Annotated in this window: 14 protein-coding genes and 3 pseudogenes; 12 read left to right on the top strand and 5 right to left on the bottom strand. The window is 76.4% G+C overall.

The genetic code is table 11. From position 1 onward, the window contains the following. Position 1 precedes the first annotated feature (1 nt). Entirely contained in the window at positions 2 to 1,087 is a 1,086-nt protein-coding gene (locus ACQPYN_RS25445; protein WP_433029092.1) for an MSMEG_0565 family glycosyltransferase, read from the top strand. A 109-nt stretch (positions 1,088 to 1,196) separates the two neighbouring features. Here the strand turns inward: ACQPYN_RS25445 and ACQPYN_RS25440 are convergent, their stop codons facing one another. Continuing rightward, the gene (locus ACQPYN_RS25440; protein WP_433029090.1) at positions 1,197 to 1,496 is read right to left on the bottom strand and encodes an MGMT family protein; all 300 of its coding nucleotides are present in this window, start codon (positions 1,494 to 1,496) and stop codon (positions 1,197 to 1,199) included. 76 nt (positions 1,497 to 1,572) lie between these two features. On the opposite strand from ACQPYN_RS25440, the pseudogene ACQPYN_RS25435 reads away from it, so the two are divergent. The 4 genes and pseudogenes from ACQPYN_RS25435 to ACQPYN_RS25420 form a co-directional block, all read left to right on the top strand. Further along, positions 1,573 to 1,782: pseudogene (locus tag ACQPYN_RS25435) on the top strand (hypothetical protein); the annotation flags it as partial. Positions 1,783 to 1,856: 74 nt separating this feature from the next. After that, positions 1,857 to 4,916 (top strand): PD-(D/E)XK nuclease family protein, encoded by a 3,060-nt coding sequence (locus ACQPYN_RS25430; protein WP_433029088.1) that lies wholly within the window; start codon positions 1,857 to 1,859, stop codon positions 4,914 to 4,916. Beyond that, a pseudogene (locus ACQPYN_RS25425) lies at positions 4,913 to 8,390 on the top strand (ATP-dependent helicase). Before ACQPYN_RS25430 ends, ACQPYN_RS25425 begins: the two are co-directional and overlap by 4 nt. 45 nt (positions 8,391 to 8,435) lie before the next feature. After that, positions 8,436 to 9,425, top strand: coding sequence for a pirin family protein (locus ACQPYN_RS25420; RefSeq protein ID WP_433029086.1), 990 nt, complete (start codon positions 8,436 to 8,438; stop codon positions 9,423 to 9,425). A gap of 3 nt (positions 9,426 to 9,428) precedes the next feature. Here ACQPYN_RS25420 and ACQPYN_RS25415 read toward each other — a convergent pair whose 3' ends face one another. Beyond that, the gene (locus ACQPYN_RS25415; RefSeq protein ID WP_433039035.1) at positions 9,429 to 9,752 is read right to left on the bottom strand and encodes a DoxX family protein; all 324 of its coding nucleotides are present in this window, start codon (positions 9,750 to 9,752) and stop codon (positions 9,429 to 9,431) included. Positions 9,753 to 9,830: 78 nt separating this feature from the next. Then, positions 9,831 to 11,569 (bottom strand): annotated as a pseudogene (locus tag ACQPYN_RS25410) (gamma-glutamyltransferase family protein). Positions 11,570 to 11,766: 197 nt separating this feature from the next. On the opposite strand from ACQPYN_RS25410, the gene ACQPYN_RS25405 reads away from it, so the two are divergent. From ACQPYN_RS25405 to nudC, 7 genes are all read left to right on the top strand, one after another. After that, a complete protein-coding gene (locus ACQPYN_RS25405; protein WP_433029084.1) occupies positions 11,767 to 12,174 on the top strand; it encodes a DoxX family protein in 408 nt (135 codons plus the stop codon). A gap of 112 nt (positions 12,175 to 12,286) precedes the next feature. Next, a complete protein-coding gene (locus ACQPYN_RS25400) occupies positions 12,287 to 13,681 on the top strand; it encodes a M20/M25/M40 family metallo-hydrolase (protein ID WP_433029082.1) in 1,395 nt (464 codons plus the stop codon). 40 nt (positions 13,682 to 13,721) lie between these two features. Further along, positions 13,722 to 14,690, top strand: coding sequence for an SDR family NAD(P)-dependent oxidoreductase (locus ACQPYN_RS25395; protein WP_433029080.1), 969 nt, complete (start codon positions 13,722 to 13,724; stop codon positions 14,688 to 14,690). Positions 14,691 to 15,054: 364 nt separating this feature from the next. Next, a complete protein-coding gene (locus ACQPYN_RS25390) occupies positions 15,055 to 15,882 on the top strand; it encodes a hypothetical protein (protein WP_433029078.1) in 828 nt (275 codons plus the stop codon). A gap of 8 nt (positions 15,883 to 15,890) precedes the next feature. Next, positions 15,891 to 17,180, top strand: a complete 1,290-nt coding sequence (locus ACQPYN_RS25385) for a M16 family metallopeptidase (RefSeq protein WP_433029076.1) — start codon at positions 15,891 to 15,893, stop codon at positions 17,178 to 17,180. After that, complete coding sequence (locus ACQPYN_RS25380; protein WP_433029074.1) at positions 17,177 to 18,550, top strand: M16 family metallopeptidase; 1,374 nt, start codon at positions 17,177 to 17,179, stop codon at positions 18,548 to 18,550. Before ACQPYN_RS25385 ends, ACQPYN_RS25380 begins: the two co-directional genes overlap by 4 nt. After that, positions 18,547 to 19,626 (top strand): NAD(+) diphosphatase, encoded by a 1,080-nt coding sequence (nudC, locus tag ACQPYN_RS25375; RefSeq protein ID WP_433029072.1) that lies wholly within the window; start codon positions 18,547 to 18,549, stop codon positions 19,624 to 19,626. The genes ACQPYN_RS25380 and nudC overlap by 4 nt, the downstream gene beginning before the upstream one ends. A gap of 151 nt (positions 19,627 to 19,777) precedes the next feature. Here nudC and ACQPYN_RS25370 read toward each other — a convergent pair whose 3' ends face one another. Next, positions 19,778 to 20,023 carry a mycoredoxin gene (locus ACQPYN_RS25370; protein WP_274194674.1) on the bottom strand — a complete coding sequence of 82 codons (246 nt, stop codon included), beginning with the start codon at positions 20,021 to 20,023 and terminating at the stop codon, positions 19,778 to 19,780. A 37-nt stretch (positions 20,024 to 20,060) separates the two neighbouring features. Next, entirely contained in the window at positions 20,061 to 23,390 is a 3,330-nt protein-coding gene (locus tag ACQPYN_RS25365; RefSeq protein ID WP_433029070.1) for a proline dehydrogenase family protein, read from the bottom strand. Positions 23,391 to 23,430: the final 40 nt, after the last annotated feature.

Below are 23,430 nucleotides of genomic sequence, written 5' to 3'. Positions count from 1 at the left end.
CGTGCGGATCGCCCTGCTGACCTACTCGACGAAGCCGCGTGGCGGTGTGGTGCACACGCTCGCGCTGGCCGAGGCGTTCGCCCGTGCCGGGCACCAGGTGACGGTCTGGGCGCTGGCGCGGGGCGGGGACACGGGCTTCTTCCGTCCCGTCGACGCCGCGGTGACCGTCCGGCTCGTGCCCGTCGAGGAGGTCGAGGGCGAGACGGTCGGGGAGCGGATCCTGCGCTCGATCGCGCTGCTGGCGTCGGCGTTCGAGGGATCGTTCGACGTGGTGCACGCGCAGGACTGCCTGTCGGCCAACGCGGTGGGTCGCGCGCGGGGGTACGAGCGCCTGTGGCGGACCGTGCACCACCTCGACGAGTTCACGACCCCCGAGCTCGCCGCCTGCCACGAGCGGGCGCTGGTGGAGCCGGCGTCGCTGGTGTGCGTGTCGGAGGCGGTGGCGGGCGAGGTCCGGGCGGGCTGGGGCCGGGCGCCGGCGGTGATCCCCAACGGGGTGGACGCGGCGCGCTTCGCCCGCGCGGCCGAGTCCGGGGCGGGGGAGCCGTGGCGCGCGCGGTACGGGCGCTACGTGCTCGCCGTCGGGGGAATCGAGCCGCGCAAGGGGACGCTGGAGCTGGTCGAGGCGATGGCGCGGCTCCCGAGTTTGCCGTTGCTGGTGGCGGGCGGGGACACGCTGTTCGACTACCGGCCCTACCGCGAGGAGGTGTTCGCGCGGGCGGCGTCGCTGGGCGTGGAGCCCGTGGTGCTCGGGCCGGTGGACGACGCCGAGCTCCCGGGGCTGGTGGCGGGCGCCGCGGTGTTCGCGTTCCCGTCGACGAAGGAGGGCTTCGGGCTCTCGGCGATGGAGGCGCTCGCGGCCGGGGTCCCGCTCGTGACGCGCGACCTGCCGGTGCTGCGCGAGGTGTTCGCCGGTGCGGCGCGCTTCGCCGACGGCCCGGAGGGCTTCGCGCGCGAGATCGCGGGGGTCCTCGAGGGGACCGACCCGGACCTCGACCCCGCCCACGCGACCGTCGGCCGCGCCCTGGCCGCGGCGCACACCTGGGACGCGGCGGCCGAGGCGCACCTCGCCCTGTACCGGCACTGAGTGCAAGCCCTGCGGCCTCGCTTGCGCTCAACGCGAGGAAATCCGCTTCGTCGCGGGCGCGGGATCGGCGAGCTGAGCGCCAGCATGGGGACCACGCTGACGCTCAAGGTCAGGAAATCCCCCCGCTCGCCATGCGGTGGTTCGCGAGCACGACGCGCCCGTCGCGGATCTCGACGCCCTCCTCGCGCAGGCGCGCGTGCTGCTCGTCGGCGATGTGGGGCGCGCTCGACCCGTCCGCGCGCACGATCCGGTGCCACGGCAGGTCGGCGCCGTCGTCGCGCAGCACCCAGCCGATCACGCGCGCGGAGCGCTCGCCGGCCGCCGCGGCGACGTCGCCGTACGTGGACACCCGACCCTCCGGGATCGCCCGCACCGCCGCCCGGATGCGCTCGTGGCGCGCCTCGTCCACGGCGTGGAGTCCAGCACGGCGATGAGGGTGCCGGGCACCCCGGGCTCCGTGATCGACGCGGATTTCCTGGCCTTGAGTGCCAGCGTGGACGCAGGGCTTGCACGACACGCCCACCTCCGCGCCGGGACTGTCGGGGGGTCGTGGTGAAGTGAACGGCGTGAGTGAGGAGCGTGCCCCCGAGCTACGGCGCGCCGCGGCGTGGGTGCCGGGCGAGCTGGTGCTCGACGACGCCGCGCGGCGGGTCGTCGAGCACGACGCGGGCTTCCTGCGCGTGCTGGGCGGGCCCGGCACGGGCAAGACGACGCTGCTCGCCGAGCGGGTCGCGCGCCTGCTGCACGAGCGCCCCGACGCCCGACCCTGGTGCTCGTCGGCGACCGGCGGGCCGCGGCCGCCCTCCGCGAGCGCATCGCCGCCCGCCGCCGGGTGCTCGACGGGCCGGACCGCGGCGCGTCGGCGGCCGCCGAACCGCTCGTGCGCAGCGTGCACTCCTACGCCTTCGCCGTCCTCCGGCGCCACGCCACGCGCCGCAGCGAGGCACCGCCGCGCCTGCTGCCCGGCGCGCAGCAGGACGCCATGGTCCGCGAGCTGCTCGCCGGCGAGATCGCAGGCGTCGGCGCGCCGTCGGGCTGGCCGCTGCGCATGCAGCCCGCGCTCGAGGCGCCCGCGTTCGCCGGCGAGGTGCGCGACCTCCTGCTGCGCGCCGCCGAGCGGGGGCTCGGGCCGCGCGAGCTCGCGGACCTCGGCAAGCGTCACGGCGTGCCCGCCTGGATCGCGGCGGGGCGCTTCTACCGCACGTACGAGGAGGTCACGCTCCTGCGGGCGGCGGCGGGCTCGGCCAACCCTCTCGCGAGCGCGCCCCCGCTCGACGCCGCCGAGCTGGTCGCGGCGGTGCTCGACGCCTTCGTCACCGACCCGGACCTCCTCGAGGCCGAGCGCGCCGCCGTGCGCCACCTCGTCGTCGACGACGTCCAGGACATGGACCCCCAGCAGATCGAGCTCGCCCGCGCGCTCGGCGCCGCCGCCGACGACTGGGTGCTCGCAGGCGACCCCGACTCCTCGGTCCTCGGCTTCCGGGGGGCCGACCCGTCGCTGCTGCGCGACGCCGACCCGGGGGGCCTGGCCACCGTCGTCCTGCGCGCCGACCACCGCAGCCGCCCCGCGCTGCGCGGTGCCGTCGCCCGCGTCGTCGCCGCGCTGCCCGGCGCCGGGCCGGGACGGACGCGGACGGCGCCGACCTCGCCGACCTCGCCGACCTCGCCGACAACGCAGGACGGGGAGGACGGCCGCGTCACCGTCGACGTCTTCGCCACCACGGGACGCCAGGCCGCCGCGGCCGCCGACCGGCTGCGCCGCGCGCACCTGCAGGACGGGGTGCCCTGGTCGCGGATGGCGGTGATCGTGCGCTCGGTGTCCGGCTCGCTGCCCCCGTTGCGGCGCGCCCTGCTCGCCTCCGGGGTACCGCTCGCGGTCCCGGCCGACGACACCCCGCTCGCGGCCCTCCCGGCCGTCGCCCTGCTGCTCACCGTGCTGCGCTGCGCCGCCGACCCGGCGCGCCTCGACGCCGACACCGCGCTCGCCCTGCTCGCCTCCCCGCTGGGCGGCGCCGACCCGCTGGCCCTGCGCCGCCTGCGCCGCGGCCTGCTGCGCCGCCACGAGGCCGGCGGGGGAGCGGCGGACACCCCGAGCGACGCGCTCATCGTCGACGCGCTGACCGATCACATCACGCACGCGAAGAACCCCCTCGCGCTGCTCAGTACCTCGGAAGCCGCCCCGCTCGCCCGGATCGGCGAACTGCTCGCGGCTGCGGCCGCGGCGATCGAGAAGGCCGCCTCGGTGCCCGACGTCCTGTGGGCGGTGTGGGAGCGCAGCGGCCTGCAGCGCCGCTGGGTGGCCGCGAGCGAGCGCGGCGGGGTCACGGGCGCGCAGGCCGACCGCGACCTCGACGCCGTGGTCGCCCTGGTCGAGCGCGCCGCCCGCTATGTCGAGGACCTCCCCGGCGGCACCGTCGCGGGGTTCGTCGCGCAGGCCGACGACCAGCGCATCCGCGCCGACACCCTCGCCCCGCGCGCCCCGGACGGCGAGGCGGTCGCGGTCCTCACCGCCCACGCCTCCCGGGGACGCGAGTGGGACGTCGTGATCGTCCCCGACGTCCAGGAGGGCGTCTGGCCCGACCTGCGCCGACGGGGCACGCTCCTGGGCGTCGAACGCCTCGTCGACGTCCTCGCCGGGCTCCCCGACGACCCCGCGGTCTCCGCGCAGGCGCCCCTGCTGGCCGAGGAGCGGCGCCTCTTCGCCGTCGCGCTCTCCCGGGCGCGGCGCGCGGTGCACGTCAGCGCCGTGGAGGCCGAGGACGTCACGCCGTCGCGGTTCCTCGACGACGTCGACGGAGGTCCCGTCACCGACGACCCGGCGGAGGCGAACCGCCCGCGCAGCCGCCCGGGCCGGGCGCTCGTGCTCGCCGAGCTCGTCGGCGAGCTGCGGCGCGCCGTCACCGACCCGGACACCTCCCGGCAGCGCCGCGAGCGCGCGGCCGCCGGGCTCGCGCGCCTCGCCGAGGCCGGCGTGCCGGGGGCCGACCCCGACGACTGGTACGGGCTGCTGGCCCCGTCCACGGAGGCGCCGCTGCGCCCGGCGACCGCCCCCGTCGCGGTCAGCCCCAGCGCCGTCGAGACGATCCTGACCTGCCCGTTGCGCTGGGCGCTGCAGGCCCACGGCGGCGACGACAGCGACTCGCTGGCGTCGGTCACGGGCTCGCTCGTCCACGCGCTGGTCCAGCGCGCGGCGGAGGGCGCCGGCGAGCGCGAGCTCCAGGACGCCCTCGACGTCGCCTGGGCCTCGGTCGACGCCGGCGCGCCGTGGTTCTCGCGCCGCGAGCTCGCCGGCACCCGCCGGATGCTGGCGTCGTTCCTCGCCTGGCGCGACCAGACCCGTGCGCACCTCACCGAGGCTGCGGTGGAGCGCGAGATGGAGGTGGCGGTGGCCGAGGGGGTCAGGGTGCGCGGACGGGTCGACCGGCTCGAGATCGACACCCACGGCCGGCCCGTGATCGTCGACGTGAAGACGGGCAAGACGCCGATCTCGCACGCCGCCGCGCAGGAGCACCCGCAGCTCGCCGTCTACCAGCTCGCCACCGCCCTCGGTGCGTTCGCCGAGACGCTCGCGGGCCCCGACCGGACTGCCGCGCGCAGCGCTCCGGGCGGCGCGCGCCTCGTGTACCTGTCGCGGGCAGGCGGCGCCGCGAAGGAACGCGCGCAGGAGCCCCTCGACGACGAGGGCCTGGCCGCGTGGCGCGAGCACGTGAGCGCGGCCGCCCGCGCCACCGAGGGGCCGATCTTCGTGGGACGTGAGAACGACTCCTGCCCACGCTGCCCGGTGCGCACCGCGTGCCCGGTCCACGTGTCGGGGAGGCAGGTCCCGTGACGACGATCGCCCCCGCCCGGAGGATCGGCGGCACGGAGCTCATCGACCCCGTCGAGCTCGCCGAGCGCCTCGGCCTGCGCCGGCCCACCGAGGAGCAGGCGGCGGTCATCGGCGCACCCTCGGAGCCCGCGCTCGTCACCGCCGGCGCCGGCTCGGGCAAGACCGAGACGATGGCCGCGCGGGTGGTGTGGCTCGTCGCCAACGGGCTGGTCCGCCCCGAGCAGGTGCTGGGCCTGACGTTCACGCGCAAGGCCGCCGGCCAGCTCGCCGACCGCGTGCGACGCCGGCTGCGGGTGCTCGGCTCCTCGAGCCTGCTCGACGAGCTCGACCCCACCGGCGACCGGCGCCTCGCGGCCCGTGCCGGCGAGCCGACGATCTCGACCTACCACGCCTACGCCGGGCGCCTGCTCGCCGAGCACGGCCTGCGCCTGCCCGTCGACCCCGGAGCGCGCCTGCTCTCGCCCACCGCGTCGTGGCAGCTCGCGCACCGCATCGTGTCCACCTGGGCCGCGGACCTCGACACCGACCGCGTGCCCTCCACCGTCACCGCGCTCGTGCAGTCGCTCGCCGGCGAGCTCGGCGAGCACCTCGCCGACCCCAGCACCCTGGCGCTCCACGCCGAGCGCTTCGCCCGCGCGGTGGAGGACGCCCCGCGCGCCAAGGGCCAGAAGGCGGCGCTGCCGGTGGCGCTGGCCACCAAGGTCGCCGCGCAGCGGTTCCGGGCGGCACTCCTGCCGCTGGTCAGCGAGCTCGCCGAGCGCAAGCGCGCCGAGCGCTGCCTCGACTTCGCCGACCAGATGGCCGCGGCCGCCCGCCTTGCCGAGACCCACGACGAGGTCGGGGCCGCCGAGCGCGAGGCGTTCCGCGCGGTGCTGCTCGACGAGTACCAGGACACCGGGCACGCGCAGCGGATCATGCTGCGTTCGCTGTTCTCGAACGACGAGGGCACCTCGGTCACCGCGGTCGGCGACCCGTTCCAGTCGATCTACGGCTGGCGCGGTGCGAGCGCGGCGAACCTGCCGCGGTTCGTCACCGACTTCCCGCGCGTCGACCCCGACGGCGAGACCGTCGCGGCCGCCCGCCACGGGCTGCTGACCAGCTTCCGCAACCCGCCCGAGGTGCTCGCCCTGGCCAACGGCATCGCCGAGCCCCTGCGGGCGAGCGGTGTCGCGGTCGACGAGCTGCGGCCCCGCCCCGGCGCCCCGGCCGGCGACGTGCGCGTCGCCCTGCACGACGACGTCGAGGCCGAGCGGGCGTGGCTCGCCGACGCCGTGGCCGACCGGTGGCGGGCCGCCGCCGACGCGGACACCGAGCCGCCGACCACCGCGGTCCTCGTGCGCCGCCGCGCCGACATGAGCGCGCTCGCCGCCGCGCTGCGCGCCCGCGACCTGCCCGTCGAGGTCGTGGGCCTGGGCGGGCTGCTCGACGAGCCCGAGGTGCGCGACGTCGTGTCGGCGCTGCGGCTCGTGGTCGACCCGCTGGCCGGCGGCGCCGCGGTCCGGCTGCTCACGGGCGCGCGTTGGCGCATCGGGGCGCCGACCTCGCCGCGCTCTGGCGGCGTGCCCGCGAGCTGGCGGCGCCGGCCCTGGGCACCGACGTGACCAGCACGGTCAGCAGGGAGGTCCCCGACCCCGTCGCCGCCGCGCTGCCCGGCGAGCACGCCGAGCGGGCGGGCCTGGTCGACGCGCTCGACGACCCCGGTCCCGCGGCGCGCTACTCGGCCGTCGGGTTCGAGCGGCTCAAGCACCTCGCGCACGAGCTCGCGATGCTGCGCCGCCGCGTCACCGCCCCGCTGGTCGACCTCGTCGCCGACGTGGAGCGCGTCCTGCTCCTCGACGTCGAGACCGCCGCGCGGCCCGGTCCGACGGGCCGCGCGCACCTCGACGCGTTCGCCGAGGTCGTGGCCGACTTCTCCGCCGGCGCCGCCTCCTCGGGCGGCACCGCGACGGTCACCGCGCTGCTGGCCTACCTCGACGCCGCCGAGGAGGCCGAGGACGGCCTGACGCCCGGCGAGGTCGACGTCGCCGACCCGGCGACCGGCGGCACGCGCGTCCAGGTCCTCACCGTCCACGCGGCCAAAGGCCTCGAGTGGGAGCTCGTGGCGCTCCCGCACGTCGTCGAGAAGGTGTTCCCGGCGGGGAAGCGGTCGGGCTCGTGGCTGACGTCGGTCGCGTCGCTGCCCGTGCACCTGCGCGGCGACCGGCCGGACCTCCCCGAGCTCGAGCTCGACGGTGCCGCGGACCGCAAGGAGATCCAGGAGCGGCTCGACGAGCACGAGCGGGCCTTCGACGACCGCCGTCTCGTCGAGGAGCGGCGCCTCTTCTACGTCGCGCTCACCCGCGCCGAGCACGCGCTGCTGGTGTCCGGGCACTGGTGGGGCGAGACCGGCGAGTCGCCGCGCGGCCCGTCGGACCTCCTCGCCGAGGTCGGGGAGCTGGCCGCGGCGGGTGGCGGTCGCTGCGGGGTCGTCGAGGCGTGGGCCGAGCCGCCCGAGGAGGGCGTCGCCAACCCGATGGCGTCGGCCGTCCACGAGACGGCCTGGCCGGTCGACCCGCTGGGCTCGCGGCGGGCCGCGGTCGACGAGGGCGCGGCGCTCGTCCGGGCGGCGCGCGCACGCCGGGCCGAGGAGACGGACGAACCCGGGGACCAGGACGACCCAGAGGACCAGGACGACACCGAGGGCTGGGCCGCCGACATCGAGGTCCTGCTGGCCGAGCGGGCGGCGGCGCGCCACCGGCACGCGCGGGTGCTCCTGCCGCCGCAGCTGTCGGTCAGTCAGCTCGTCGACCTCGCCGCCGACCCGGATGCGCTGGCCCGACGGCTGCGACGCCCGGTGCCGCGTCCCCCGACCCGCGGGCGCGGCGCGGCACCGAGTTCCACGCGTGGCTCGAGCGCTGGTTCTCGGCCACCGAGCTGCTGGAGTTCGACGAGCTCCCCGGTGCGGCGGACGAGGACGCCGACGCGGCCGCCGACCCGGCGGGCGCCGCCGACGCCGCCGAGCTCCGTGAGCGCTTCACCGCCAGCCGCTGGGCCAACCGCACGCCGGTGGCGGTGGAGGTCCCGTTCGAGACCGAGGTCGCGGGCACGCTCGTGCGCGGCCGGATCGACGCGGTGTTCGCCGACGACGACGGCGGCGCCACGGTGGTCGACTGGAAGACCGGGCGGGTGCCGCATGACGACGCCATGCCGGCGCTCGCGGTGCAGCTCGCCGCGTACCGGCTGGCCTGGTCGGCGCTCTCGGGGATCCCGGTCGAGCGCGTGCGCGCGGCGCTGCACTACGTCCGTGACGACGTCACCAAGAGCCCCGCCGACCTGCTCGACGCCGCCGGCCTGCGCGCGCTCGTCGCCACCGTGCCGGAGGAGCAGCGCGTCCCGGAGGGCGACCCGCAGGCCCCGTCGTTCGCGGGCCCCGACGACACCGACCCGGACGCGGACGAGGGCCCGGACAAGGACGTGGACCTCGACCTCCGCTGACCCCGAGCAGCCCGAGCACGTGCCACCGAGGAGCAGAATCGAGGAGTGAGCAACACCGAGACCGCGCCCGCCGAAGTGCAGTGCGAGCCCGGCGGGTCGCCGGGGCGCGTCGAGGTCCTGACCCCGCGCGACGTGCCGCTCGGCGGGCCCCGCGCGATGACCGTGCGCCGCACCCTGCCCCAGCGGCAGCGCTCGCTGATCGGTGCCTGGTGCTTCGTCGACCACTACGGGCCCGACGACACCGCGAGCTCGGGCGGCATGGACGTCCCGCCCCACCCGCACACGGGGCTCGCGACGGTCAGCTGGCTGTTCACCGGCGAGGTCGAGCACCGCGACAGCCTCGGCACCCACGCCATGGTCCGCCCCGGCGAGCTCAACCTCATGACCGGCGGGCACGGGGTCGCGCACTCCGAGGTCAGCACGCCGGACACCACCCTGCTGCACGGCGTGCAGCTGTGGGTCGCGCTGCCCGACCACGCCCGCGACCAGCCCCGCGACTTCGCCCACCACATCCCCGACACGACGGATCTCGGCGGCGGTGCGGTCGCCCGCGTCTTCCTCGGCACGCTGGCCGGGACGACGTCGCCGGTGGTCACCGCGTCCCCGCTGCTCGGCGCGGAGCTGCTCCTCGATCCCGGCGCGCGCGTCGAGCTCGCCGTCGACCCCACCTTCGAGCACGGCCTGCTCGTCGACCGCGGCCGCGCCACGCTGCAGGGACGCCCGGTGGCGCGCGCCGAGCTCGGCGTCGTCGACCCCGGCCCCTCGACGCTGGAGATCGTCGCGGGCGACGAGCCCGCCCGCCTCGTCCTGCTCGGCGGCCCGCCCTTCGGCGAGCAGATCGTCATGTGGTGGAACTTCGTCGCCCGCACCCACGACGAGATCGTCGCCTTCCGCGCCGACTGGGAGGCCGGGAGCGAGCGGTTCGGGGAGGTCGCGGGCTACGTCGGGCGCGACGGGCGGACCGGGGCGGCCGCCCGCCTCCCGGCGCCCGCCCTCCCGCACGCGACGATCAAGCCGCGCGGCAACCCGGCCTGAGCGTCAGGCCTCGCGCCGCACCCGCAGCGCGTGCGCGACCATCGGTGCCTGCAGCGGCAGGCGCCCGAACGCGATCGCGCGGTAGGGCCACGGCCGCCGGCGCCAGTCCCACGCCATCTGCGTGTTCGCGGGGAACACCGCGACGAACAGGGCGGCGGCCGCCAACGCGCCGAGCCGACGGGTGCGCGGTGCGGCGACGGCGGCACCGACGGCGAGCTCGGCGGCGCCGCTCGCGTAGGTCCAGAACCGCGCCGTGCCCGGGAGCCACGGCGGCACGATGGTGTCGAACGGCTGCGGCGCCACCCCGTGCAGCACGCCCATCGTCATCAGCCCGCCGGCGAGCACGGCGGTGGGGGCAGTGGATCGCGAACGGCGCACGGGCCGCACCCTGGCAGAACCGCCCCCTCAGCGCCCGACCGCGTAGCCCTGCATCCCCCGGGGGTTGGCGGCGCCCCACAGGAGCCCGCGCGCCCGGTCGATCCCGACGGCCGAGAGCCGGCCCAGCGACCACGGGCCGCTGCGGGTCACGCGATGCCCGCGCCGCTCGAGGCCCTCGACGACGCCGTCGGGCAGGCGGTCCTCGCCACGGCGCCCCCCGGCTCGCGGCCCCGCGGCCAGAACGAGCTGGGCGACGACGTCGAGTGCAGGGCGGGTGCGTCGATCGCCTGCTGGGGGTCGTAGCCGCCGACGAGGGTGCGTAGCAGGTAGAGGAGCTGCCACTGGTCCTGCTGGTCGCCGCCGGGCGTCCCGAGGGCGGCGACGGGGCCGTCGTCGTCGAGCACGAGCGTGGGGGTGAGGGTGGTCCGCGGCCGGCGTCCCGGCGTCAGCGTCGAGGGCAGACCCTCCTGCAGCCAGCTCATCTGCAGCCGGGTGCCCAGCGCCATCCCGAGCTCGGGGATCGTCGGGGACGACTGCAGCCACCCGCCCGACGGGGTGGCCGAGACGATGTTGCCCGCGCGGTCGACGACGTCGAGGTGGCAGGTGTCGCCCTTGGTCTCGCCGGACAGCACCACGGTGGGCTCGCCGATCGTGCCGTCGGACGTCACCCGGGACGCCGAGCCGTCGACGGCGAGGTCGGCCAGCCGCGGCTCGCGGCCGCCGAGGCGTCCGGGGCGCAGGTCGGGCGAGGCGGTGTCGGCGATCAGGGCCCGTCGCTCGGCGACGTAGGCGGGAGCCAGCAGGGCGGCGACGTCGAGGGGGTCGTCGGCGTCGCCGAACCACGCCTCGCGGTCCGCCATCGCGAGCTTGGTGGTCTCGAGCACGAGGTGCGCGCCGCGCTCGGACGACGGGTCGAGGTCAGCGTCGTCGTAGCCGTCGAGGACCGCGAGCGCGGCGAGCAGCGCCGGGCCCTGACCCCAGGCGGGCGTCTTGGCGATCCGGCGACCGCGGAACTCGCCGACGGCGGCGTCGACGACCTGTGCCCGGAAGCCGGCCGTGTCCGCGACGGTGAGCACGCCCGCGTGGTCGGTGCCCGACGAGTGCCGGTGGGGCGTGCGGCACGACGCCGCCATCGCCTCGGCCACGAAGCCCTCGGCCCAGACGGTGCGCACCGCGTCGATCCGGGCGGCCCGGTCGTGGCCCTGCGCCGCGGCGGCGAGGCGTTCCAGCGTCTGCGCCCACGCCGGGTTGCGCAGGACCTCGCCCGCCCGCGGCGGCCGGCCGTCGGGCAGCCACAGCGCGGCCGAGGTCGGCCAGTGCTCGCGGAACAGGTCGGCGACCGCCCCGACGGTGCTCGCCAGCCGCGGGACGGCGGGCACGCCGTCGCGGGCGTAGCCGATCGCCGGCGCGAGGACGTCGCCGACCTCCCAGGTGCCGTGGTCGCGCAGCAGCAGGAACCACGCGTCGACGGCGCCGGGGATCGCCGCGGCCAGTGCACCCGAGCCCGGCACCCGGTCGAGACCCTCGGTGCGGTACGCCGCCGCGGACGCCCCGGCCGGTGCCGGGCCCTGGCCGTCCAGCACCCGGGGCGTCGGGTCGGCGGCGGTCGCGAACACGGCGGTCATGTCGCCCCCGGGTCCGTTGAGGTGCGGCTCCACGACGTGCAGCACGAACCCGCCCGCGACCGCGGCGTCGAAGGCGGAGCCGCCGCGCTCGAGGACGCCCATCGCGGTGGCGGCGGCCGCCCAGTGGGTCCCCGCCGCCATCCCGACCGTGCCCTCCAGCACCGGCCGAGTGGTGAAGTCCGGCGGCGAGGTCCAACCCGGGGGAGTCACGGCGCCAGCGAAGCCGATCCGATGGCGCCGACGGAAGAGGAGTACGAGATAGCAATGAGTAGGTATTGACGTAGGACTAGGACGTGCGTCACGCTTCTCCCATCGCACCCGGCACCAGGAGGCCCCCGATGACGACCACCGCGCCCGCTCCGAGCGTCGGCACCCGCTCCCGTCCCGCCACCATCGCGCTCTGGACGCTGCAGGTCCTGCTCGGCGTGATGTTCATCGTCGGGTCGGGCGCGCCGAAGCTCTTCGGCGAGGCCTACGCGGTGCAGATCTTCGAGGACCTCGGGACCGGCCAGTGGCTGCGGGTCGTCGTCGGCCTGCTCGAGGTCGCCGGCGGGATCGGGCTGCTCGTGCCGCGCCTGGCGGGGCTCGCCGCCTCCTGCCTGGTCGCGCTCATGGTCGGCGCCACGCTGGCGCAGCTGTTCTTCCTCAGCGAGGGCTTCTGGTTCACGCCGGTGATCCTCGGTGTGCTGCTCGGCGTCGTCGCCTGGGTGCGCCGCGCCGAGATCGCCCGCGTGCTCGAGCGCTGAGCCCCTTGGGAGACGAAGCGGAGCGGAGCTCGACCCGTCGACGCGGTCTCCCCGCCCGGTCGTCGTCCCCTGCGACGGCCGTGCGGTGTCGTGCGTGGCTAGCGTGGATCGCATGACCAGCACCGAGGCCCGTGAGGTGGCCGCCCGCGCCGAGGCGTTCGTCGAGGATCTGCAGACCTGGCTGCGCATCCCGTCGATCTCCGCCGACCCCGGCCACCACGGCGACGTGGCCCGCTCCGCGGCGTGGCTCGCCGAGCGGCTGCGCGCCGAGGGCTGGCCGCAGGTCGAGGTGTGGGACGACACCGACGCGCTGCCGGCGGTCTACGCGTCGTGGCCCGCCGCCGATCCGGCCCCACCCACGGTCCTGGTCTACGGCCACCACGACGTCCAGCCCGCGGATCTCTCCGACGGCTGGTCGTTCGAGCCGTTCGCGCCGGAGGTGGTGGGGGAGGAGCTGCGCGGGCGCGGCGCCTCCGACGACAAGGGGCACCTGGCGATGGTGCGGCTCGGCCTCGCCGCGCACCTCGCCGCCACGGGTGCCGACGGCCCGGCCGTGCACCTCAAGCTGCTGGCCGAGGGCGAGGAGGAGTCCGGCTCGGCGCACCTCGCGTCCCTGCTCGCGGCGCACCGCGACGCGCTGGCCTGCGACGCGATCGTCGTCACCGACACCGGCATGGTCGGCCGCGACGCCCCGACCGTCTGCACCGGCATGCGCGGGATGGTCGACACCGAGATCGTCTTCCGCGGCGCGTCGGTCGACCTGCACTCGGGCCAGTTCGGCGGGGCCGTCCCGAACCCGGTCACCGAGCTCGCGCGCCTCGTCGCGGCGCTGCACGACGACCAGGGGCGCGTCCAGGTGCCGGGCTTCTACGACGACGTACGCCCGCCCACGCCGACCGAGCGTGACGCCTGGGCCGCCCTGCCCTTCGACGAGCCGGCGTGGCTGGCGGGCTCCGCGGCCGGCGCGCGGGCGACCTCCGGCGAGGCGGGCTGGAGCACCTACGAGCGGCTCTGGGCGCGCCCGACCGCCGAGGTCAACGGCCTGCACGGCGGCTACGCAGGCCCCGGGCACAAGACGATCGTGCCGCACTCGGCGACCGCCAAGCTGACGTTCCGGCTGGTCGCCGACCAGGATCCGGCGCGCGTCCTGGCCGCCGTCCGCGACTTCGTCGCCGCGCACACCCCGGCCGGGATCGAGGCCGAGGTGTCGGCGACCGGCCCGGGCGTGCCGCCGCTGATCTGCGACGTCGACTCGCTCCTCGTCACCACGATCCGCGACGCGATGGGCATCGCCCTCGGCGCCGAGGTCCTGCCCGCGCGCGAAGGTGGCAGCGGCCCCGAGGCGCTCCTGTCCACCGAGCTCGCGGCCCCGCTGGCCTTCCTCGGCGTCATGCTGCCGTCCGACCGCATCCACGCCCCCGACGAGCGCGCGGTCCTGCCGCTCCTGCTGCAGGGGGCCGAGGCCACCGCCCACCTCTGGCGGCTGCTGGGGGAGCGCGGGGTCTGAGCTTGCGTTCGAGCGCACTCGACGTCCTAGCGTCGGGGACATGACCACGGCACAGACCCCGATCGGCTCCGGATTCGGCGCGGCGACCACCGCCCGCGAGGTGCTGGACGGCATCGACCTCACCGGCCGCCTCGCGGTCGTTACGGGCGGGTACTCGGGACTCGGCCTCGAGGCGACGCGCGCACTCACCGCGGCCGGCGCCCATGTCGTCGTCCCCGCCCGCCGTCCGGACGCGGCGAAGGAGGCGCTCGACGGCATCGAGGGTGTCGAGCTCGCCACCCTCGACCTCGGTGACCTCGACAGCGTCGCCGCCTTCGCCCGCGACTTCCTGGAGTCCGGGCGCGCGATCGACATGATGATCGACAACGCCGGGATCATGGCGACGCCGGAGACCCGGGTCGGCCCGGGCTGGGAGGCCCAGTTCGCCACCAACCACCTCGGTCACTTCGCGCTGGTCAACCGCCTGTGGCCGGCGATCGAGCGCGGCCGCGACGCGCGGATGGTGTCGGTGTCCTCCCGGGGTCACCACCGCTCGCCGGTGCGGTTCGACGACCTCGACTGGCGCGCCGAGCCCTACGACAAGTGGGCGGCCTACGGGCAGTCGAAGACCGCCAACGTCCTCTTCGCCGTGCAGCTCGACGCGCTCGCGGCCGACCGCGGCGTCCGCGGGTTCTCGCTGCACCCCGGCGGGATCATGACCCCGCTGCAGCGCCACCTCCCGCGCGAGGAGATGGTCGCGCTCGGCTGGCTCGACGAGAACGGCGACCCGACCCCCGAGGCGGCCGCGGGGTTCAAGACCCCCGAGGCCGGGGCGGCCACCGAGGTCTGGGCGGCGACGTCGCCCCAGCTCGCCGGACGTGGCGGGCTCTACCTCGAGGACTGCGAGGTCGCCGAGCTCGCCCACGAACCCGGCGCCCGCGGCGTCCGCGACTACGCCGTCGACCCCGAGGCCGCGGCCCGTCTCTGGGCCGTCTCGGCCGAGCGCACGGGTGTGGACGCCTTCGCCTGACGGCTCGTGGCGCGCCCATCCGCGCCCGCCGGGCCCGCCCACGACGTCCACCGAACGTGTGACGGTCGCGGACGGCGTGTCGGGTCGACGAGGGCGATCACCCGGCCGGCGCAGGAGGGCTCGCCGGCCGTCGCTCTCCGGCGCCGCGAGGCGCCGGAATCTGCCGTGAACGGCGACTCAAGGTCCGGCGCGCGTGCCCGGAACGCGCTAGCAGACGCCGGATCGTGGACGACGAGGATACCTCGATCGTGGGACGGCGGGAGGTGTTTGAATCCCGTTCGTGTCGTTCACGGGGACCACGGCGAGGTCGCATCTGGATCGATCCCACCTGGTGCGGGGCGGGAGTCGGTCACCGCGCACCACGGTGCGCCGGGAACGGCGCGGTGCGGTGCTCGGCGTGCTCCTCGCGCTCGCCCTGGGCGCCGCACTCGCGCTGTGGCTGATCCTCGTGGCGCACCCGGTCGGGGCCCACGCGGAGGACGGCGGCGCCGGGGTCCCGGACGCCCCGGCCACCCCGGCCGCCGTCGAGACCGTCGGTCCGGCGGTCGTCATCACCAGCAACTCCTGCATCGCCGACGACCCGCGTGACGTCGTCGCCGTCGAGGGCCCCGGCGGGCGGCGCCTCATGCCGCTCGACGGGTGCGGCACCCCGGTCGGCTCGAAGCTGACGGTCCGGATGGCGTTCGTCGGCACCGAGCCGGCGGCCGACACGCCGGCCCGCGTTCTCGGCACCGGGTCCGCGGCCGCGCTCGCCGCGACCGAGCCCGCCGAGTCGCCGCTGACCGGCCGCCTGGCGATCCTGCTCACCGGCGTCGCCGGGCTCGGGATGGCCGGCCTGCTCGTCGCCGTGGTGCGCGAGCGGTCCCGCCGGCCGGCGGCCCGCGCGGCGGCCCCGCCGGCGCGGCCGACGCGGACCACGACGACGACGGCCGCCCCCGCCCAGCTATCGACCGGGCCGCTGACCGGGGCACCGTCCACCGCCCCGCGTCGCGTCCCGGCCGGTCGGCGACGGCCGGACGGCCCGCCGCGCTCGACGCCGGACGTCGCGTGCCGGCTCCCCGCGGGGGCACCTCGCGCCGGATCACCGCGAGCGGCGAGGGCCGCCCGCGGAGCCGGGGCACGGACCGGGGGACCGGCGGCGGGTCGCGTCGCCCGGCCGCCGGTCCGCACCGCCGTTAGGTTGGTCATGTGACCTCCAGCGTGACCGCCCCCGCACGGGGGCTGCACCGACGTGTGCTCGACAACGGGCTGCGCGTGCTCCTGGTGCCCGACCCGGCCGCCCCCGTCGTGGGCGTCGCCGTCCACGTGGACGTCGGCTTCCGCTCCGAGCCCGAGGGCCGTACCGGGTTCGCCCACCTCTTCGAGCACCTGATGTTCCAGGGCTCGGAGAGCCTGGAGAAGCTCGCCCACTTCCGGCACGTGCAGTCGTCGGGCGGCGTCTTCAACGGCTCGACGCACCAGGACTACACGAACTACTTCGAGGTCCTGCCGTCGGCGGCGCTCGAGCGGGCGCTGTTCCTCGAGGCCGACCGGCTGCGCGCCCCGCGCCTGACGCAGGAGAACCTGCGCAACCAGGTGGACGTGGTCAAGGAGGAGATCCGCCTCAACGTCCTCAACCGGCCCTACGGCGGCTTCCCCTGGATCCTGCTGCCGCCGGTGCTCTACGACACCTACCCGAACGCCCACAACGGGTACGGCGACTTCACCGACCTCGAGCAGGCCTCCCTCGACGACGCCGCCGCGTTCTTCGACGCCTACTACGCGCCGGGCAACGCGGTGCTCACCGTCGTCGGGGACCTCGACCCGGACGAGACGGCCGCGCTCGTCGACAAGCACTTCGGCGACATCCCCGCCCGCGCGGTGCCGACGCGCCCGAGCTTCGCCGAGCCCCCGCCCGACGGCGAGCGCCGGGAGTCGGTGGTCGACGCGAACGCCCCGCTGCCGGCTCTGGCCCTGGGGTACCGCCTGCCCGACCCGCAGGCCGACCTGCCCGGGTACCTCGCGCACGCCGTGCTGGCGAGCCTGCTCACCGACGGTGAGGCCGCGCGGCTGACCCAGCGCCTGGTGTACGGCGACGAGCTGGTCACCGACGTCTCCGCCTCCTGCGGGCTCATGGGTGCCCCGCTGGACGCCCGCGACCCCGACACGTTCACGATCACCGCCGTGCACCCCGGCTCGGTCGACCCCCAGCGGATCCGCGGCGCGGTCGACGACGAGCTCGCGACCCTCGCCGCCGACGGCCCCGACCCCGACGAGCTGCGCCGGGTCACCGCCCGCTGGGCCTCCTCCCTGCACCGGGAGCACGACCGCCTGATGAGCCGCATGCTCGCCCTCGGGTCGGCCGAGCTGGTCCAGGGCCGCGCCGAGCTCGCCGACGAGCTGCCCGGCCTCATCGCCGCGGTCGAGCCGTCGGCCGTCGCGGCCGCCGCCGGGTCCCTGCGACCCGACCAGCGCGCCGTCCTCACCGTCACCCCGGGAGGTGCGGCATGACCGGGCGCCGCAGCGCCGAGGAGATCGGCAGCACCCCCACGGGCCCCCGCGACCTGCCCCCGCTGGGTCCGCAGCGTTCGGTGCCCGCGCCCGAGGAGGTCGACACCGTCCTCGGCTCGGGCCTGCGCGTCGTCGCCGTGCGCCGCTCCGAGGTCCCGATGGTCGAGCTGCGCCTGCGGGTCCCGTTCGCCGACACCAGCGGACGTGACGACTCGGCCCACGCCGCGGTCGCCGAGGTCCTCGCGACGACGATCCTGTCCGGCACCGCGTCACGCAGCCGCGTCGGCATCGACGACGACCTGGCCGGCGTCGGTGGCGAGATCGGGTTCTCCGTCGACCCCGAGCGCCTCTCGGTCTCCGGGCACGCGCTGGCCGAGGGCCTCGACACCCTGCTCGACGTGCTCGCCGACCTCGTGCTCGCGGCGACGCACCCCGACGACGAGCTCGCCCGCGAGCGGGAGCGTCTCGTCGAGCGCATCGAGCTGGCGTCCGCGCAGCCGTCGGTGATCGCCCGCCGCGCGCTGCAGGAGCGCCGCTACGGCACGCACCCGGTGACGCGCGAGATGCCGCGGCCCGAGGAGGTCACCGCGGTGACCGCCGACGCCGTGCGGTCGCTGCAGGCCTCGGCCCTGCTGCCCGGCGGCTCGGTGCTCGTGCTCGTCGGCGACCTCGACCCGACCGACGCCGTCGCGCGCGTGGAGAAGGCGCTCGCCGGCTGGTCGGGCGGGCAGGCCGCCCCGTTGCCGGCGCTGCCGGAGCTCCGGGCCCGCGACCTGCTGCTCGTGGACCGGCCGGGCGCCGTGCAGTCGCAGCTGCGGCTCTCCGCGCCGGCGGTCGGGCGGACCGACCCGCGCTATCCCGCGCTCCAGCTGGCGAACCTGGCGCTCGGCGGCTACTTCTCGTCGCGGCTGGTGGAGAACCTGCGCGAGGACAAGGGCTACACCTACCACGCGTCGTCGAGCCTCGAGCTCGATCCGCACGGCGCGGTGCTGGCGGTGGAGACCGACGTCGCGTCCGAGGTCACCGCCCCGGCGCTGCTCGAGGCGCGTTACGAGCTGGGCCGGCTCGCGGTGGTGCCGCCGACCGACGACGAGGTCGAGTCGGCCCGGCGCTACCTCGTGGGCTCCCTGCTCATCTCGATGACGACCCAGGCCGGCTACGCCTCGACGGTCGCGGCGCTCGCCGCGCACGGGCTCTCGTCGGCGTGGGTGCGCGAGCACCCGGCGCGCCTCGAGGCCGTCACCACCGACGAGGTCGCGGCGGCCGCGGCGGAGTTCTTCGCGCCGACGAGGTTCACCGGGGTCGTGGTGGCCGACGCCGCACGGACCGGTCCCGGGCTGCGTGCCCTCGGCGGAGTGGAGATTCCGTGACGTCAGGGACCGCGGGGCCCGACCTGCGCGCCGCCTTCCACCTCGACGAGGACCCGTCGCTGTCGCGCTCGACGGTCGATCGCCGCGAGCAGCTGCGCGTCGACCCGGCGCACAGCCGCGCGCTGTGGCCCGACGCCCGCGTCGTGCTCGTCGACCCGCACGGCCGGACGCCGGTCGAGCGGGGTGAGGGCGGGAGCGTGACGCTGCTGATGGCGCCGACCAGCACCCTCGGCGACGAGACGCCCGACGGCGCGGTGCTGCTCGGCGAGGAGGACGGGACGGCGTACTGGGCCGTCCGCGTGCCCGACCCGGCCGAGGCGCACGCGAACGACGCGGGCTCGGGGTTCATGACCGCCGAGCAGTGGGCGCGCGCGGGTGGAGGGCCGGACCACGAGAACTGGACCGACCTGCGCACCTCGGGGGCCGACCTCGACGCGCGCGGCGCCGGTCTGCTCACCACTGCGGTGGCCCTGCTCAACTGGCACGACCGCAGCGGCTTCTGCGCGCGCGACGGATCGGAGACGTACCCGATCAAGGCGGGCTGGGCGCGCCTGTGCACCGCGCACCAGCACGAGGAGTACCCGCGCACCGACCCGTCGATGATCTGCCTGGTGCACGACGGCGCCGACCAGGTGCTGCTCGCGCGCCAGCCGATCTGGCCGGCGGGGCGCTACTCGGTGCTCGCCGGCTTCGTCGAGGCCGGTGAGTCGCTCGAGGCCTGCGTCGCCCGCGAGTGCGCCGAGGAGGTCGGCGTGGACGTCCACACGATCTCGTACCTCGGGTCCCAGCCCTGGCCGTTCCCGCGCTCACTGATGATCGGCTTCTCGGCCGTCGCCGACCCCGACCAGCCGATCAAGCTGCAGGAGGGCGAGATCGAGGGCGCCCGCTGGGTCACCCGCGCCGAGCTCCGCGAGGCCCTGGAGGCGGGGGAGTGGTCGCATCGGGACGGGAGCTCTCGTGGCGCCCAGGGCGTCGGCGGCACGGCGTTCGAGGCGGGCGCCGGGCGCGAGCTCATCCTTCCCGGCGGCGTCTCCATCGCCCGCGCCATGCTCGAGGCCTGGGCCGCCGCGGGCTGACGGTGGTCTTGCAGCGAACGTGCTGTTCGCTGCTTCTACGCGCGCAAAGTCCCCGTTCGCGTCGCGAGCCGCCGACGCCCAGACAGAACGAACGCGCCGTTCGTGCGCATAGAAGCAGCGAACAGCGCGTTCGTTCCCACAGATCAGGCGCTCAGGAGGCGGCCTCGACGCGCGCCAGCGTCTCCTTGACCTCGGCGAAGCTGGGGTTCGTCGCTGCGCTGCCGTCGGGGTAGACGACGGTCGGCACGGTGCGGTTGCCGCCGTTGACCTTGGTGACGATCTCGGCGGCGTCCGGGACGCGCTCGATGTCGACCTCCTCGTACCCGATGCCCTCGCGGTCGAGCTGGGTCTTGAGGCGCCGACAGAACCCGCACCAGCTGGTCGTGTACATCGTCATCTGTGCCACGCCCGGTGCAACGCGTCGAGGGCCGGATTCAGTCCTCGACGTGACCGAAGCGGTGCCGCGTGCGGCTGATCGCCTGCTCACGCAGCACCGTGAGCATCTCGCGCCGGCCGTCGGCCACCACCGGGGCGTCGACGAGGGACGCGCCGGCCGAGGCCGCGGCCCGCTGGAGGCCCGGGGGCACCGTCCCCACCACCCGCAGCCGCTCGCCCGCCTCGGCTGAGCCCGAGAACTCCGTCACCGGCACCCCGGCGCACGCCGCTGCGAGGCGGACCCGCAGCACGTCGCGTGCGGCGGCGTCGGCGCCGATCACGAGCCGCAGCGCGGGCAGCGGCCGGTAGCGGAAGACGTTGGCCTCGGCGCGCAGGCCCGTCGGGTCGTGCTCGACGGCGAACTCGTCGCGCCAGGCGGCGGCGTCCGACCCGGCGGCGGCGCGCAGCCACGCGAGGTCCTCGGCGCCCCAGCGCGGGGCCTCGTCCGCGAGCAGCGCCGCGACCGGCGGCGCGAGGGGCGCAGTTGGGAGCGCGTCAACCGGGCCGTCGTGCCACGTCCCGAACTGGGCGACGTAGTTCGGCCCGCCGGGCTTCGCGCCCGGCCCGACGACGGAGCCCTTCCAGCCCCCGAACGACTGGCGCTGCACGATCGCGCCCGTGATGTGGCGGTTGACGTAGGCGTTGCCCACCTCGACGTGCTCGCTCCAGTGGGCGATCTCGTCCGGGTCGAGGGCGTGCAGGCCGCCGGTGAGGCCGTAGCCCGTCGCGTTCTGCAGCGCGATCGCCTCGTCGAGGTCCGCCGCGTGCATGAGCCCGAGCACCGGCCCGAAGCACTCGGTGAGGTGGAACCACGAACCGGGCGCCACCGGCGCCTTCACCCCCGGTGTCCAGAGCGACGCGCCGAGCCTGCGGGGCTCGACCAGCCACGTCTCGCCCGGGTCGAGGCGGGTCAACGCCCGCTCGAGGTTCTCGTCCGGCGGCCCGATCAGGGGGCCCATCGTCGTCGACGGGTCGCTGCCCTGACCGACGCGCAGGGTGCGCACGGCGTCGGCGAGCTGGCGGTGGAACCGTGACCCGGCCGCCGTGCGCGTCGAGCGCATCGAGCCGACGAGGATCGCGAGCGACGCCGCCGAGCACTTCTGCCCGGCGTGCCCGAAGGCCGAGCGCACGAGGTCGGCGACGGCGAGGTCCGGGTCGGCACTGGGGGTGATCACCAGCGCGTTCTTGCCACTGGTCTCGGCGATGAGCCGCAGGTCGGGGCGCCACGACCGGAACAGCTCCGCGGTCTGCGACGCCCCGGTGAGCACCACGTGGTCGACGGCCGGGTGCGTGACGAGCCGCCGCCCGGCGTCCCCCTCGTCGGTGTGCACGAGCTGCAGGGCGTCGGCCGGGATGCCGCCGCGGTGCAGGGCGGCGACGCCGACCTCGGCGCACGCCCGCACCTGCGGCGCCGGCTTGATCACCACCGACGCCCCGGCGGCCAGGGCCGCGACGCAGCCGCCGAGCGGGATGGCGATCGGGAAGTTCCAGGGCGGGGTGACGACGACGACCCGGTCCGGGGTGAACGGCGCGCCGTCCAGCTCCTCGGCCCGGTCCGCGTAGTACGCCGCGAAGTCGATCGCCTCGGAGATCTCCGGGTCCGCCTCGGCGATCGTCTTGCCGGCCTCGTCGACCATCACGGTCAGCAGGTCCCCGCGCGCCGCCGCGAGGGCGCGGGCGGCCTCGCGCAGGATCGTCGCGCGCTCCGAACCCGTGCGCAGGCCCCACGAGGAGGTGGAGGCCCGATCCACCACCGCGTCCACGGCACCCGGATCCGTGAGCTCCGGCTCGCGCACCCCCGGCCCCGGCGCGGCGATCGCCCGCAGCGCCCACGCGCGGTTCGCCGCCAGGGACGGGTCGGTGTCGGGCTCGTTGACGAAATGCTCCGCACGTGAGTGATTCGGGTCGCCCGGGCGACCCGAATCACTCACGTGCGCGGAGCGCCTCGGCCTCGCTGGCACCGCGTCGCGGTCGCGCACCGAGGCCCGGAAGCGGTCGGTGTACGACGCGGGCCCGGCGTCGGAGAACAGCGCGTAGAGGTAGTTCTCCGGCGAGGCGTTCTCCTCGAGCCGGCGCACGAGGTAGGAGACGGCGGCGTCGAAGTCGCCGGTGTGCACCACCGGCGTGTAGAGCACGAGCTGGTCCCGCACGTCGCGCGCCACCACCTTCGCCTGCGCCGGCGCCATGCCCTGCAGCATCTCGACGTCGATCTGGCGCTCGGCGTCGCGGGCGGCGGCGAGCTCGACGGCGAGCGCGACGTGGTGGAGGTGGTGGCTCGCGACGCCGAGGCGCAGCGCGTCGACGAGGTCGCCCCCGATCGCCCGGTCGAGCAGGCGCACGTAGTTCGCGTCGACCTCCGCCTTCGTCGTGTACGGCGCCTGCGGCCAGTCGTGCACCTCGGCATCGACCTTCTCCATCGCGAGGTTCGCGCCCTTGACCAGCCGGACCTTGATCGGTGCGCCCCCCGCCGCGACCCGGCGGCGGGCGAACACGGCCAGCTCCTCCAGGGCGCCCAGGGCGTCGGGGAGGTAGGCCTGGAGCACGATCCCGGCCTCCAGCCCGGTGAACTCGGGGCGGTCCAGCAGGGTCGTGAACAGGGCGACGGTGAGGTCGAGGTCCTTGTATTCCTCCATGTCGAGGTTCACGAAGGAGCCGGTCTCGCGCGCCAGACGGAACAGCGGGGTCAGGCGCTCGACGAGCCGGTCGCGGCTGCCCTCGAGGTCCCACGGCACGAGCTGGCTCGCCACCGACGACGCCTTCACCGAGACGTAGTCGACGTCGCCCCGCCGCAGCAGGTCCATCGTGCGCGCCAGGCGACGGTCCGCCTCCTCCTCGCCGAGCACGGCCTCGCCGAGCAGGTTGAGGTTCAGCCGGAAGCCCTCGGCGCGGGCCTCCTCCAGGCGACGCTCCAGCCCGCGGCCATCGGCGTCGACGATCAGGTGGCCGACGAGGGCCCGGAGCCGGCGCCGCGCGAGCGGCACCACGACCCGGGGAGCCCGCAGGGCGAGCCTCGCGCCGGTGCGCAGCAGCGCCCGGTCGGCCCCTCCGATGAAGTCCGGCAGCGGCGCGTCCGGGCCGGCCAGGCGGGCGAGCTCCCGGGCGGCGACGTGGTCGTCGGCCGGGCGGGCGACGCGGTCGACGAAGCGCAGGGTGAAGTCGACCCCGGCCGGGTCGTGCATGAGGGCGGCGAGCTGCGCCGAGGGTCCGGTGGCCGCGCCGACGGCGCCGGCCCGCGCCCACTGGTCGGCGCGGGCGACCGCCCGCTCGACGAGCTCGTCGGGGATACCGCCGGCGGCCCCGTGGGTGGTCGGCGCGAGCTGCTCGGTCATGGCTCCATCGTGGCCCGATCCGGCCGTCCGGGTCTTGTCC

It is taken from the genome of Actinomycetospora sp. CA-053990, from assembly GCF_050948445.1.
GTDB classification, from domain to species: Bacteria; Actinomycetota; Actinomycetes; order Mycobacteriales; family Pseudonocardiaceae; genus Actinomycetospora; species Actinomycetospora callitridis.
The sequence above is the reverse complement of the archived record's forward strand: the minus strand, read 5'-3'. Positions and strand labels throughout refer to the sequence as shown.

Bases quoted from the DNA above. Each gene is read 5' to 3' on its own strand.
- ACQPYN_RS25415 (WP_433039035.1), bottom strand. From the start codon at position 9,752: ATGACGATGGGCGTGCTGCACGGGGTGGCGCCGCAGCCGTTCGACACC.
- ACQPYN_RS25405 (WP_433029084.1), top strand. From the start codon at position 11,767: ATGACGACCACCGCGCCCGCTCCGAGCGTCGGCACCCGCTCCCGTCCC.
- ACQPYN_RS25400 (WP_433029082.1), top strand. From the start codon at position 12,287: ATGACCAGCACCGAGGCCCGTGAGGTGGCCGCCCGCGCCGAGGCGTTC.
- ACQPYN_RS25395 (WP_433029080.1), top strand. From the start codon at position 13,722: ATGACCACGGCACAGACCCCGATCGGCTCCGGATTCGGCGCGGCGACC.
- ACQPYN_RS25380 (WP_433029074.1), top strand. From the start codon at position 17,177: ATGACCGGGCGCCGCAGCGCCGAGGAGATCGGCAGCACCCCCACGGGC.
- ACQPYN_RS25370 (WP_274194674.1), bottom strand. From the start codon at position 20,023: ATGACGATGTACACGACCAGCTGGTGCGGGTTCTGTCGGCGCCTCAAG.
- ACQPYN_RS25365 (WP_433029070.1), bottom strand. From the start codon at position 23,390: ATGACCGAGCAGCTCGCGCCGACCACCCACGGGGCCGCCGGCGGTATC.